The organism is Tumebacillus sp. BK434, assembly GCF_004340785.1.
Classification (GTDB): Bacteria; Bacillota; Bacilli; order Tumebacillales; family Tumebacillaceae; genus Tumebacillus_A.
Map to the genome: position 1 here is coordinate 163,568 of NZ_SLXS01000002.1, position 13,458 is coordinate 177,025.

At 57.3% G+C, this 13,458-nt stretch carries 14 protein-coding genes; 13 read left to right on the forward strand and 1 reads right to left on the reverse strand.

Annotation, left to right across the window (positions count from 1 at the left end):
- Positions 1-55: 55 nt before the first annotated feature.
- The 3 genes from EV586_RS05245 to wecB all read left to right on the forward strand — a co-directional run bounded on the left by EV586_RS05245 (position 56) and on the right by wecB (position 3,221).
- Complete coding sequence (locus EV586_RS05245; protein ID WP_132944030.1) at positions 56-1,306, forward strand: serine hydroxymethyltransferase; 1,251 nt, start codon at positions 56-58, stop codon at positions 1,304-1,306.
- Positions 1,307-1,401: 95 nt separating this feature from the next.
- On the forward strand, positions 1,402-2,031 hold the full coding sequence (gene upp / locus EV586_RS05250; RefSeq protein WP_132944031.1) for a uracil phosphoribosyltransferase: 630 nt from the start codon (positions 1,402-1,404) through the stop codon (positions 2,029-2,031).
- A 47-nt stretch (positions 2,032-2,078) separates the two neighbouring features.
- On the forward strand, positions 2,079-3,221 hold the full coding sequence (wecB, locus tag EV586_RS05255) for a non-hydrolyzing UDP-N-acetylglucosamine 2-epimerase (protein ID WP_132944032.1): 1,143 nt from the start codon (positions 2,079-2,081) through the stop codon (positions 3,219-3,221).
- 246 nt (positions 3,222-3,467) lie between these two features.
- On the opposite strand, the gene EV586_RS05260 is transcribed toward wecB, so the two are convergent.
- A complete protein-coding gene (locus EV586_RS05260) occupies positions 3,468-4,781 on the reverse strand; it encodes a helix-turn-helix domain-containing protein (protein WP_132944033.1) in 1,314 nt (437 codons plus the stop codon).
- A gap of 227 nt (positions 4,782-5,008) precedes the next feature.
- Between EV586_RS05260 and EV586_RS05265 the strand changes: the two genes are divergently transcribed.
- The 10 genes from EV586_RS05265 to EV586_RS05310 all read left to right on the forward strand — a co-directional run bounded on the left by EV586_RS05265 (position 5,009) and on the right by EV586_RS05310 (position 13,410).
- Positions 5,009-6,193, forward strand: a complete 1,185-nt coding sequence (locus EV586_RS05265) for an acetyl-CoA C-acetyltransferase (RefSeq protein ID WP_132944034.1) — start codon at positions 5,009-5,011, stop codon at positions 6,191-6,193.
- Positions 6,194-6,481: 288 nt separating this feature from the next.
- Entirely contained in the window at positions 6,482-6,868 is a 387-nt protein-coding gene (locus EV586_RS05270) for a hypothetical protein (protein ID WP_132944035.1), read from the forward strand.
- 83 nt (positions 6,869-6,951) lie between these two features.
- The gene (gene atpB / locus EV586_RS05275; protein WP_165898309.1) at positions 6,952-7,671 is read left to right on the forward strand and encodes a F0F1 ATP synthase subunit A; all 720 of its coding nucleotides are present in this window, start codon (positions 6,952-6,954) and stop codon (positions 7,669-7,671) included.
- A 95-nt stretch (positions 7,672-7,766) separates the two neighbouring features.
- The gene (gene atpE, locus EV586_RS05280) at positions 7,767-7,979 is read left to right on the forward strand and encodes a F0F1 ATP synthase subunit C (protein WP_132944037.1); all 213 of its coding nucleotides are present in this window, start codon (positions 7,767-7,769) and stop codon (positions 7,977-7,979) included.
- An 87-nt stretch (positions 7,980-8,066) separates the two neighbouring features.
- Positions 8,067-8,552 (forward strand): F0F1 ATP synthase subunit B, encoded by a 486-nt coding sequence (gene atpF / locus EV586_RS05285; RefSeq protein WP_207893858.1) that lies wholly within the window; start codon positions 8,067-8,069, stop codon positions 8,550-8,552.
- A complete protein-coding gene (locus tag EV586_RS05290) occupies positions 8,549-9,082 on the forward strand; it encodes a F0F1 ATP synthase subunit delta (RefSeq protein WP_132944038.1) in 534 nt (177 codons plus the stop codon). The genes atpF and EV586_RS05290 overlap by 4 nt, the downstream gene beginning before the upstream one ends.
- Positions 9,083-9,100: 18 nt before the next feature.
- Positions 9,101-10,609 carry a F0F1 ATP synthase subunit alpha gene (gene atpA, locus EV586_RS05295; RefSeq protein ID WP_132944039.1) on the forward strand — a complete coding sequence of 503 codons (1,509 nt, stop codon included), beginning with the start codon at positions 9,101-9,103 and terminating at the stop codon, positions 10,607-10,609.
- Positions 10,610-10,659: 50 nt separating this feature from the next.
- Positions 10,660-11,535, forward strand: a complete 876-nt coding sequence (gene atpG, locus EV586_RS05300) for an ATP synthase F1 subunit gamma (RefSeq protein WP_132944040.1) — start codon at positions 10,660-10,662, stop codon at positions 11,533-11,535.
- A gap of 23 nt (positions 11,536-11,558) precedes the next feature.
- Positions 11,559-12,968, forward strand: coding sequence for a F0F1 ATP synthase subunit beta (atpD, locus tag EV586_RS05305; protein ID WP_132944041.1), 1,410 nt, complete (start codon positions 11,559-11,561; stop codon positions 12,966-12,968).
- A gap of 31 nt (positions 12,969-12,999) precedes the next feature.
- Entirely contained in the window at positions 13,000-13,410 is a 411-nt protein-coding gene (locus EV586_RS05310; protein WP_132944042.1) for a F0F1 ATP synthase subunit epsilon, read from the forward strand.
- Positions 13,411-13,458 lie beyond the last annotated feature (48 nt).

Here is a 13,458-nt window from a genome sequence, read left to right on the forward strand (position 1 = left end):
TGCTATAATGTTCGGAAATAGCGTGTTTTCAGCACTGGAAAAGGGGAGACCTTGGATGAGTTATTTGAGAATGGCAGATCGTGAAGTAGCAGAAGCACTGGAACTGGAACTGGGTCGTCAGCGCAGCAAGATCGAGCTGATCGCGTCGGAGAACTTCGTGTCCCGCGCGGTGATGGAGACGATGGGCACGGTGCTCACGAACAAATACGCGGAAGGCTATCCGGGCAAGCGCTACTACGGCGGCTGCGAGCACGTCGACATCGTGGAGAACCTCGCCCGCGACCGCGCGAAGGAACTGTTTGGCGCAGAGCACGCCAACGTGCAGCCGCACTCCGGCGCACAGGCGAACACCGCTGTGTACTTCGCCTTCCTCAAACCGGGCGACACCGTGCTCGGCATGAACCTGTCGCACGGCGGTCACCTGACCCACGGCAGCCCGGTGAACATCTCCGGCCAATACTACAATTTTGTCCCGTACGGCGTTGACGAAGACACGTCGATGATCAACTATGACAACGTGCGTGCACTGGCGCAGGAGCACAAGCCGAAGATGATCGTCGCCGGCGCATCGGCTTACCCGCGCTCGATCGACTTCAAGAAGCTGCGCGAGATCGCAGACGAAGTCGGCGCGTACCTGATGGTCGACATGGCGCACATCGCAGGTCTGGTCGCGACCGGTCACCACCCGTCTCCGGTGCCGTACGCAGACTTCGTGACTTCGACCACGCACAAGACGCTGCGCGGTCCGCGCGGCGGCCTGATCCTCTGCAAGGAAGAGTATGCGAAAGCGGTCGACAAGGCGATCTTCCCGGGCATCCAAGGCGGCCCGCTGATGCACGTGATCGCATCGAAAGCGGTGGCGTTTGGCGAAGCGCTGCGCCCGGAGTTTAAAGGTTACATCCAGCAGGTGGTCGACAACGCGCAGGCGCTGGCATCCGCGCTGACCGAAAACGGCTTGAACATCGTTTCCGGCGGCACCGACAACCACCTGCTGCTGATCGACGTGCGCAACCTCGGCTTGACCGGGAAAGAAGCGGAGCACCTGCTTGACGAGATCGGCATCACGACGAACAAGAACACGATTCCGTTCGACCCGGCGTCGCCGTTCGTCACGTCCGGCGTGCGCATCGGCACCCCGGCGGTCACCTCCCGCGGCTTCGGCCAGGCGGAGATGGTCGAGATCGCGGAGATCATCGCGCTGACCCTGAAGCACAAGGACGAGCAGCCGAAGATCAACGAAGCGCTGCGCCGCGTGAAGGCGCTGTGCGACAAGTTCCCGATGTACGAAGGCCTGACGTATCTCTAAGCGTGAAGGAAAAACGACAAAAGAGTCCGCCGTTATGGACGGCGGACTTTTTTTGCTATAATGGACGAAGACATCCGGCAAAGGAGATAACTGTCATGAGCAAAGTCTACGTTTTTGATCACCCGTTGATCCAACATAAATTGACCTACATACGCGACAAAAACACCGGCACGAAGCAGTTCCGCGAGCTGGTGGAGGAAGTGGCTATGCTGATGGCCTATGAAGCGACCCGCGATCTGCCTCTGAAGGAGACGACGATCGACACGCCGGTCTCGCCGGCGAAGACGAAGATCCTGGCTGGCAAAAAACTCGGCGTGGTGCCGATTTTGCGGGCGGGCCTGGGCATGGTGGACGGGATCTTGAACCTGATTCCGAGCGCCAAGGTCGGACATATCGGCCTGTACCGCGACCCTGAGACCTTGCAGCCGGTGGAGTATTACTGCAAGCTGCCGTCCGACGTGGCGGAGCGCGACTTGATCGCCGTCGACCCGATGCTGGCGACGGGCGGTTCGGCAGCGGCTGCGATCACGTTTATGAAGCAGCGCGGCGCGAAGAACATCAAGCTGATGTGCCTGATCGCCTCTCCGGAAGGCATCGAAGTGGTGCAGCGCGAACATCCGGACGTGGATATCTACGTGGCGGCCGTCGATGATTGCCTCAATGACCACGGCTACATCACGCCGGGCCTCGGCGATGCAGGCGACCGCCTGTATGGCACGAAGTAGTTGTGGCAAGCCAGGGTTGGTAGAAGAAAAGGAGAGCGATGAACAAGATGGAACCCATTCGCGTACTGACGGTGTTTGGTACTCGTCCTGAAGCGGTCAAGATGGCTCCGCTGGTAAAAGCTTTGGAGCGTGCGGGCGAGCAGATTCACTCGCGCGTCTGTGTGACGGCGCAGCACCGGCAAATGCTCGATCAGGTGCTGGAGCTGTTTGAAGTGACGCCCGATTATGACCTCGACATCATGGAGCCGCGCCAGACGCTGACCGGCGTGACGATCAAAGCGCTGGCCGGGCTGCAGGATGTGATTCAGAAGGAGCAGCCGCACATCGTGCTGGTGCACGGCGACACGACGACGACGTTTGTGGGGGCGCTGGCTGCGTTTTATCAGCAGGTGGCGGTCGGCCACGTGGAGGCCGGACTGCGGACGTTCGACAAGTATTCGCCGTTCCCGGAGGAGATGAACCGTCAGTTGACCGGGGTGATGGCCGATCTGCATTTTGCGCCGACAGAGCAGTCGAAAGGCAATCTGCTGGCGGAAAACAAGCCGGAAGCAGCGATCTATGTGACCGGCAACACGGCGATCGACGCGATGGCGACCACAGTACGCGAGACATATGCGCATCCGATTCTGGACGGGCTGCAGCCGGGTCAGCGTTTGGTGTTTATGACGGCGCATCGTCGGGAGAACTTGGGCGAAAAGATGGAGAACATCTTCCGGGCGGTGCGCCGTTTGGTGGACGAGCATGAGGATCTGGTGGTCGTCTATCCGGTGCACTTGAATCCGGCGGTGCAGGAGCCGGCAAGGGCGATTCTGGGCGGACATGAGCGGATTCATCTGAGCGACCCGATGGATGTGTTCGATACGCATAACTTTATGTCGCGGGCCTACCTGATTTTGACCGACTCGGGCGGGATTCAGGAGGAAGCGCCGTCGCTGGGCGTGCCGGTGCTGGTGCTGCGCGATACGACCGAGCGTCCGGAAGGCATCAAGGCGGGAACGCTGAAGCTGGCCGGGACGGATGAAGCGGTGATCTATGAGATGGCGAAGGAGCTGCTGACCAATCCGGAGGCGCATCGCGCGATGTCGATCGCGGCGAACCCGTATGGCGATGGGAAGGCTTCGGAGCGGATCGTGCAAGCGATCCTTTATCATTTTGGTAAGGGTGAGAAGCCGGAAGAGTTTTTGGTGTAAATGGGAAACCACCGTGTCCTGTGAGGGTACGGTGGTTTTTTGTTGGTGGCTGGTGAGGGTTGGGTGGTCGGGTCCGGGCGGGACATGCTGCGGGTTCACGGTGAAATCTGAACCCTTTGATTGAGTAAAAGATTTTTAGAGGAAGGGTATGAGATTTCAATTTCACCACTCCGCATGTCCCGCCCTCCCCCGAGGGAGTTGGGGGGACGGGGCCACTTATTTAGGTAGGGTCAAGGTCACAAGACCTTAGGCGTTTTTGGTATTGGTGCGCATGATGAGGCCGAGGCTCTCGTAGCCGGCGAGCGCCTCGCCGAAGAGTTGCGTCGCCATGGACTGGTCGCCCGCTTTGGCGCAGATGCGCCCGAGCTTGACGAGCAGGTCGGGCATGCGGGTCTGCACGGAGTGGCTGCGGGCGAGCGTCAGGCTCTCTTCAAGCGCTCTGCGGCCGGCAGCCTCGTCGCCGAGGAAGCAGGAGATCTGGTACGAGAGGGCGAGCGCGCGAGCTCTGTCCTCTTCGGCGGAGGGGATGTCGTAGCCGAGCGCGTCTTGGAGGCGGCTCTGGGCTTTGTAGACATCTCCGGCGTCGAGGAGGGCTTCGACGAGGTCGAGCATGGTGGTGAAGAGGCTGGCGTCGCCGAGCTTCTGCTTTTGTTCGATCGCCAGCTCGAAGTGCTGGTGCGCTTGGGCATGGTCGCCTGTTTTGACGTACAGTTCGGCGAGGTTGCGCTCCGCTTCGGACAGCTCGTGCTGCGTTTCGAGCTGACGGGAGATGCGCATCGCTTCCTGGAACAGTTCGAGCGCTTTGTCGTACTGTTCCTGCTCGCGGTAGTTGGCGCCGAGCATGATCAGGGATTCGGCGTATGCTTCGAGGTTGTTCATGCGCGAGACGAGGCTGGTGGCTTTTTCCGCGTAGTCCAGCGCCTGGTCGTAGTTGCCCATCTTGTGGTGGGTCTGCGAGAGGAGCGAGAGGATCTTGCGGTGCAACTCGTCATCCATCGTATCGTCCGTGGCCTGATCCGCTTGTTTGAGGTAGTCGAGCGCTTGCGGATAAAACGATTGGCGAAACGACACCTGGGCAAATTGGAAATAGATGCTCGGCAGCCATTCATGATGTCCGGACAGGTGGGCTGCAGATTGTGCTTCAAACAGGTATTCGTTCGCTCGGTGATACTCTTCCTGTGTTAAGGCAATGCGCGACAGCAATAAGGCTGACTGCGCAATGTAGTGGTGCAAACGAAGCTCCTTCGCATCATTCATGATCTCTTCGGCAAACCGTGTCGCCATCGAGTAGCGCTTGCGGTGCAGGAGCGCCTCCGATTCGGCGAGCAAGGTCTTCGCCCGTCGCCCCAGCGTTTCTTCCGGCGTTTCTTTAAAATAGCTGTAGGGCGTCTCCAGACGTTCGGCGAGGTAGCGCAGCAGCTCCTCAGATGGAACCTGCAGGTCGCGCTCGACCAGGCTGAGCGTCGCCGGCGAGATATAATCCCCCGCGATATCTTTAAGGGTGAGATCTAATTCTTTGCGCTTCAAGCGCAGCTTTTGCCCGAGGGTCAAATATTGCATAATCGTTTCTCCTATTCCGTGACGGAATCCTGAAATTCATTCTATTGATGATAATTTACCACGCCGTCAACCCAAGTGAAAAGAGGCGAATTGCGATTCACAGGCGGGAAAAAATGACGCGGATGGCGGGTCTAGGATGCAGCGAGCAGGGAAAAGTAGCAAAGACGAGAATATATAGTCTGAATAGAGACTGAATGACTCTTCATTTTCGAAAGGAGTTACACACAATGGCAAATCGTGATGCAGTGATTGTAAGCGCTGTCCGCACAGCGATCGGCAACTTTCAAGGGGCGCTGGCCGGCATTCCGGCACCGGAGCTCGGCGCTATCGTTTTGAATGAAGCACTCAACCGCGCAGGGGTGTCGAAAGACCTGGTTGACGAAGTGATCATGGGCAACGTCCTGCAGGCGGGCCTCGGCCAGAACCCGGCTCGTCAGGCATCGGTAAAAGCAGGCCTGCCGAACACGATCGCATCGATGACGATCAACAAGGTCTGCGGCTCCGGCCTCAAAGCGGTCATGCTGGCAGCGCAAGCGATCAAAGCGGGCGACGCAGACGTGATCCTCGCCGGCGGCATGGAAAATATGTCCCGCGCGCCGTATTTATTGGAAGGCGCTCGCACCGGCTACCGCATGGGCGACCAGAAAGTGACCGACATCATGATCCGCGACGGCCTGTGGTGCGCTTTTGACGATACCCACATGGGCATCACCGCGGAGAACGTGGCGGAGCGCTACGGCCTGACCCGCGAGGAGCAGGATGAGTTCGCCGCCTGGTCGCAGCAAAAAGCGGAAGCGGCACTGGCGTCCGACCGCTTCAAAGATGAGATCGTGCCGGTGCAGATCCCGCAGCGCAAAGGCGACCCGATCGTGTTTGACAAAGACGAGTTCCCGCGTGCAGGCACCACGGCTGAGTCGCTCGGCAAACTCCGCGCGGCCTTCAAGAAGGACGGCACCGTCACCGCCGGCAACGCGTCGGGCATCAACGACGGCGCAGCAGCTGTGCTCGTCATGTCCCGTGAGAAGGCGGAAGCGCTCGGCCTGAAGATCCTCGGCACCGTCACCGCCTACGCGTCTGCCGGCCTCGACCCGAACGTGATGGGCCTCGGTCCGATCTACGCGACCAAGAAAGCGCTGGAGCGCGCCAACCTGTCGATCGGCGAGATCGACCTGATCGAAGCGAACGAAGCGTTTGCCGCCCAGTCGCTGGCTGTCGGCCGCGACCTCGAGATCCCGCGCGAGAAGCTGAACGTCAACGGCGGCGCGATCGCCCTCGGCCATCCGATCGGCGCATCGGGCACCCGCGTGCTCGTCTCCCTGATCCACGAGATGGAGAAACAGGATGCAAAACGCGGCCTGGCGACGCTCTGCATCGGCGGCGGCCAAGGCGTGGCGCTGGTGTTCGAACGCTAAGAAAATTCGGCTTTGTGGCGACTTTTAACAATTCTTTGTCGGTTTTATGAACGGCGTATAAAACTTGCGTCGCCACAGGAGTTAGCACCCCTCCGTTTCGTTGACAACCCAAGGGGGGATGTAGTAGTATGGTCTCTGGGTTGGGGTTTCATACAAGGGACTGGTGTCTCGACTGATGAAACTTCCGTTGCCTAGAGACCATTTTTGTGGACTTTCATACATAAATACACAGCCTCAGGGTGAACGTATCTAAGGGTACCAGTTTGAGGCAAAGATGGGAGTCTCGAAATGAACGAATTTAATCGGTTGGCCAGAACAACAGTCAAGTACACGCTGATTATCACGCTTGTTTTCGCGGCACTCTGGGCCCTGTTGCCAAGCCTCAAGTCGATATTTGCCGGCCTAACGATTGGGTCGGCAGTTAGTTTGTACTTCGCTGTTAGCGCTTCCAAACAGACCGAGATGGCGGCCGACGTCGCTTTGCGGAATGTGAAGAAACGCCCCAGTGTCGTGATGATGTACCGCATGGTGATGATCCTTGGCGCCGTGCTCCTCGTACAAGCGCTGGAACCCAGAATCGGGTATGTGAGTCTTCCGGGATTGTTGATAGGCTTCTTCGTTTATCAACTGGTGATCTTGGCAGGCTTCCTATACAACAAAATCAAAACTTCATAGTACCATCACGCTATTTGGAAGGGGTGAAATTTGGAATGGATCACATTTTTCCTACCCTCGGAGAAGGCTTGTGGGCAATCAACTTGACCGCAATCGGAACCAGCGTGCTGGCCGCTCTCGTTGTGCTGCTTCTGGCGCGTCTGGCAGTGGCAAACATCGATGTGCGCAGACCGCGCGGCATCCAGAACTTCTTCGAGTGGGTGGTCGACTTCATCACGGGCCTCGCGAAGGATACGATCGGTGACCGTGCGATGACGTATGTTCCGCTCGCATTCACTTTGATCATCTACCTGTTCGTCGCGAACCAAATGGGTCTGATCACCAACGTCGTAACGCATGTGCATGAACCGATGTTCGGCATCTCGGCGGGAACGCTGGCTGAACACGATGGCGAAGGTCACGTGTCTTGGTTCATGTCCCCGACCGCGAACTTGAGCGTCGCGATGGCGATGTCGATCGGGATCGTCGGCATGACGCACATCATTGGTCTGCGCAACCCGCGCCAATACTTCAAGCACTACTTCGAACCGAACCCGGCCTTCTTCATCCTTCACCTGATCGATGAAGTGGCGAAGTTCCTGACGCTCGGTCTGCGTCTTTACGGGAACATCTTCGCGGGCGAGGTCCTGATTGCCATCCTGCTGGGAATCCCGTTGCTGTTCGGTATCATCCCGCTTGGCGGCATCCCGATGATCGTCTGGATCGCGTACTCGATCTTCGTAGGTACGATCCAAGCGTTCGTATTTACAGTCCTGACACTGGTTTACATCTCGCAAAAACTGCCGCACAACGAAGCTCACTAGGAGTTGTTGGCACGGCAGGCAATCTGCAACACCATGTAACACCCTTTCAATCACAATAAAATCTATCTCTCTACCTTAAGGAGGTACTTTTCAAAATGGAAATCGCAATCGGTCTCTGCCTTGGTCTCGCAGCAGTTGGTGCTGGTATCGGTAACGGTCTCGTAGTTGGTCGCACCATCGAAGGTATCGCTCGTCAACCGGAAGCAAAAGGTATGCTGCAAACTCAAATGTTTATCGGTCTGGGTCTCGTAGAGGCACTCCCGGTTATCTCCGTTGCAATCGGTTTGATCCTGTACGCAACTCGCTAAACCATTCCGGACGACCAGCAGGTTGGCGGGGCGCTGTTCAGAACGCCTGCGCCTTCCTTTTGTCCACCCCGAAAGGAGTGAATTTCATTGGAATTGCAACTGGGAACCATGTTAGTGCAGTTGGGGGTCTTCGTCGTCCTCTTCCTGCTGCTGAAAAAGTTCGCATTTGGTCCTCTCATGCGCGTCATGAACGAGCGTGCTCAATATATCGAGAATCAAATCAACACGGCTGAAAAGAACCGTGAAGAAGCGGACCGTCTGGCTTCCGAGCATCGCACCGCGATCGAAAAAGCGAAGCAAGACGCGCACGAACTCATGGAGAACGCACGCCGTACCGGTGAAAAGCAAGCTGCCGACATCATCGCAGCTGCAGAAACCGAAGCTCGCCGTCTGAAAGAAGAAGCAGTTGCTGATATCAACCGTGAAAAAGAACAAGCGATCGCAGAACTGCGTGAGCAAGTGGGCAACCTTTCCGTTCTCCTCGCGGGCAAGATCGTCAGCAAAGAGCTGAACGCAGAAGGCCACAAAGCTCTCTTCGAAGAAGCGGTTAAAGAAATGGGTGTTCGTGTATGAAGAACACCGTAGTTGCAAAGCGTTACGCTGAAGCTCTGTACAGTGTTGCGGGCGAACGCGGTCAAGCCGATTCGGTCGAACAAGAATTGGCTGGGATCCTTGATGTCTTCAAGTCTCATCCGGAGCTCACGAACATTCTTGAGCACCCGGGCATCTCGATCGACGCGAAGAAAAAGCAGGTAAACGAGCTGTTCAACGGCCGCGTTTCCGAACTGGTCCTGAACTTCCTCAACCTGCTGTTCGACAGCCGTCGTCAAGATGCGCTGGCTGATGTGTACACAGCGTTCACCGAACTGGCTGACGCTGCAAAAGGTCGCATCAAAGGTGAAGTAGAATCGGCAGTTCCGCTCTCGGATGAAGAGTTGAACGAACTGAAATCCAAGCTTGGCGCAAACGGCCAGCAGGTGGAGTTTACGACAAAGGTCAACCCGGAACTGATCGGCGGCCTGCGCGTGCGGATCGGGGACCGTGTCCTCGACTACTCCGTATCCGGCCAGCTCAACCGTTTCCGTCAAACGCTCAAATACTAGTACGACAGGGGTGAGATCATGAGCATTCGTCCTGAAGAAATCAGTTCGCTGATCAAACAGCAGATTGAGAACTACCAATCTGAGGTTCAAGTATATGACGTAGGCACCGTAATCCAAGTTGGTGACGGTATTGCTCGTATCCATGGTCTTGAGAAAGCGATGGCCGGGGAACTTCTCGAATTCCCGAACGGCACCTTGGGTATGGCGTTTAACCTTGAAGAAAACAACATTGGTGCGGTTGTCCTCGGTACCGTAATGGGTATCAAAGAAGGCGACCAAGTCAAGCGCACCGGCCGTATCGCACAAGTTCCGGTCGGCGAAGCGATGATCGGCCGCGTTGTTAACGCGCTCGGTCAACCGATCGACGGCCGCGGCCCGATCGAAACCAAAGAATTCCGTCCGATCGAGTCTCCGGCTCCGGGCGTTATCGACCGTAAATCGGTTCACGAACCGATGCAAACCGGTATCAAAGCGATCGACGCGATGATCCCGGTCGGCCGTGGTCAGCGCGAGCTGATCATCGGTGACCGCCAAACGGGTAAAACCGCTGTGGCGCTCGACACGATCATCAACCAAAAAGGCCAAGGCGTCGTCTGCGTATACGTAGCGATCGGCCAAAAGCAATCCACCATCGCACAAGTAGTAGAGACCCTGCGCAAGCACGGCGCGATGGAATACACCATCGTCGTATCCGCATCGGCTTCCGATCCGGCTCCGCTGCTCTTCCTGGCTCCGTACGCAGGCTGCGCAATGGGCGAGTACTTCATGTACAAGGGCGGCCACGTCCTCTGCGTATACGATGACCTGTCCAAGCAAGCAGCAGCATACCGCGAAATGTCCCTGCTGATGCGCCGTCCTCCGGGCCGCGAAGCATTCCCGGGTGACGTCTTCTACTTGCACTCCCGTCTGCTGGAGCGCTCCGCGAAGCTGTCCGATGCACGTGGCGGCGGTTCTCTGACCGCACTGCCGTTCATCGAAACGCAAGCGGGTGACGTTTCCGCGTACATCCCGACCAACGTAATCTCCATCACCGACGGTCAGATCTTCCTCGAGTCCGACCTGTTCAACTCCGGCCAACGTCCGGCAGTTAACGTAGGTCTCTCCGTATCCCGCGTCGGTGGTTCCGCACAGATCAAAGCGATGAAAAAAGTTGCAGGTACCCTGCGTCTTGACCTCGCGCAATACCGCGAACTGCAAGCGTTTGCTCAGTTCGGTTCCGACCTCGACAAAGCGACCCAAGCGCGTCTCGACCGCGGTGCTCGCCTGACCGAGATCCTCAAGCAAGGCCAATACCAGCCGCTGACCGTTGAGAAGCAAGTCATCTCCCTGTGGGCAGCTGTTAACGGCCATGCCGATGATGTTCCGGTAACCTCCGTTCGCCGCTTCGAATCCGAATGGCTGGCGTTCGCAGACACCAACTATCCGCAGATCGCGAAGTCGATCATCGAGACCAAAGACCTCTCGAAAGAGACCGAAGCTCTGCTCAAAGAAGCAGTAACGAAGTTCAAAACGACTTTCGTTGGGTAATCCAAACTGTCGTCTAGCTTAACCATTTCATCTGGTAAGGTGGTGGAATCATGGCAAATACCCGCGACATTCGTCAACGGATTCGCTCCGTGAAGAACACCCAGCAAATCACCAAAGCGATGAAAATGGTAGCTGCGGCAAGACTGCGCCGGGCACAAGAGCGCACTGAACAAGCTCGCCCGTACGCAGCCAAGCTTGAAGAAGTAATCGGCAGCATCGCTTCCGGCAGCGGCTCGACCAACCATCCGATGTTGGTCTCCCGCCCTGTCAAGAAGACCGGTTATGTTGTCATCTCCTCCGACCGCGGCCTCGCAGGCTCGTTCAACGCACAGGTTATCCGTACTGCTGTGAACGAAATGCGCGGCAAGTCGCAAAACGAGTATGCAGTGTTTGCGATCGGCCGGAAGGCTCGCGACTTCTTCAAGCGTCGTGGATACCCGCTTGTCGGTGAAGTTACTGGTTTGTCGGACAATCCGACCTACGCGGATATTAAGTCTGTAGCATCTCAAGTTGTGCAACTGTTCCAAGACGGCGTGTATGATGAAGTGTACGTGATGTACAACGAGTTCGTAAACGCGCTTACCCAAGTCCCGGTTTCCCGCAAGCTGCTCCCGCTCGAAGATGTGGGCGGCCAACAGGAAAAGCCGGCGCCTGGAACGATCACAGCCAAATACGATTACGAGCCGTCTGCTGAAGCAGTCCTCGACAATCTTCTGCCGAAGTACGCTGAAACGTTGATCTTCTCCGCCGTCCTGGAATCGAAAGCTTCCGAGTTCGGTGCCCGCATGACTGCGATGGGCGCTGCAACCGATAACGCAGCGACGATCATCAACGGCCTGACGCTCGCACTGAACCGTGCGCGCCAAGCAGCGATCACCACGCAGATCACCGAGATTGTCGGCGGCGCCGCAGCGCTTGAATCATAGAACGCACGAATGGAGGGAAACGTGTGAACACTGGACGTATTAGTCAGGTTCTGGGCGCGGTTGTAGACGTTCGTTTCCCGGAAGGCCAGCTTCCGGCACTCAACAACGCTCTGACCATTTCGTATAAAGCTCAAAACGAAGGTGAAACCGACATCAACCTCACGCTTGAAGTCGCGCTGCACCTCGGTAACAACGTCGTTCGTACGATCGCAATGTCTTCCACCGACGGCCTGGTCCGCGGTATGGAAGTTGTTGACACCGGTTCTCCGATCTCCGTACCGGTAGGTCCGGCGACTCTGGGCCGCATTTTCAACATCCTGGGTGAAACGATCGACGAAGCGGGCCCGGTTGCAATCGACCGCCGCGATCCGATCCACTCCCCGGCTCCGGAATACGCAGACCTCTCCACCAAGGTTGAGATCTTCGAAACCGGGATCAAAGTTATCGACTTGCTCGCACCGTACATCAAGGGCGGCAAGATCGGTCTGTTCGGCGGCGCAGGTGTAGGCAAGACCGTTACCATCCAGGAGCTCATCCACAACATCGCGAAACAGCACGGCGGTTTCTCCGTATTCGCAGGTGTTGGTGAGCGTACCCGCGAAGGTAACGACCTGTACCACGAGATGACCGACTCCGGCGTTATCGAGAAGACCGCCATGGTCTTCGGCCAGATGAACGAGCCGCCGGGCGCACGTGCCCGCGTAGCACTGACCGGTCTGACGATCGCTGAATACTTCCGCGATGTTGAAGAGCGCGACGTACTGTTCTTCATCGACAACATCTTCCGCTTCACCCAAGCAGGTTCCGAGGTATCCGCACTGCTCGGCCGTATGCCGTCCGCAGTAGGTTACCAGCCGACCCTGGCAACAGAAATGGGTCAGCTGCAAGAGCGTATCACCTCGACCAAAAAAGGTTCCATCACGTCCATCCAAGCAATCTACGTTCCGGCCGACGACTACACCGACCCGGCTCCGGCAACCGCGTTTGCTCACTTGGACGCGACGACCAACCTTGAGCGTAAAATCGCTGAGCAAGCGCTGTTCCCGGCTGTTGACCCGCTCGCTTCCACTTCCCGCGCTCTGTCCCCGGACATCGTAGGCGAAGAGCACTACGCGGTAGCTCGCGGCGTTCAGTCCGTCCTGCAGCGCTACAAAGAACTGCAAGACATCATCGCGATCCTCGGTATGGATGAGCTCTCCGATGAAGACAAGCTGACCGTTTCCCGTGCCCGTAAGATCCAGCGTTTCCTGACCCAGCCGATGAACGTTGCAGAACAGTTCACCGGTAAGCCGGGCCGTTACGTGAAGATCGCTGACACCGTTCGCGGTTTCAAAGAAATCCTCGACGGCAAGCATGACGACATTGCAGAAGGTGACTTCTACATGGCGGGCACGATCGACGAAGTTGTCGAGCGTGCGAAGAATAATGCCTAAAGCTCCATCTTGGGCTTAGGAGGAAACCGATATGAACAAAATGCCTATCGAAATCGTCACTCCTGAACGCAAGGTGTACGCAAATGAGGCAAACCTGATCATCGCGCGCGGCGGCGACGGCGACCTCGGCATCATGGCCGGGCACACGCCTCTCGTCACCACCTTGAAGATCAGCACCCTCCGCGTGAAAACGGATCAAGGCGAAGATGTGATCTCCGTGGCCGGCGGCTTCTTGGAAGTCAAGCCGGAGAAGGTATCTGTGCTCGCAGAAGCGGCAGAGCTGCCGGAGGAGATCGACGTCGATCGTGCGACCCGTGCGAAAGAGCGTGCGGAACGCCGTCTGGCGGACCGCGGCGAATCTTTTGACCAAGTTCGTGCGGAAATTGCTCTTGAGCGTGCCATCAACCGACTCCGAGTGGCGACGAACAAAAACCATCGCTAACTGATGCAGCTGAAGCTCCACACGTTGTACGTGTGGAGCTTTCCTGTT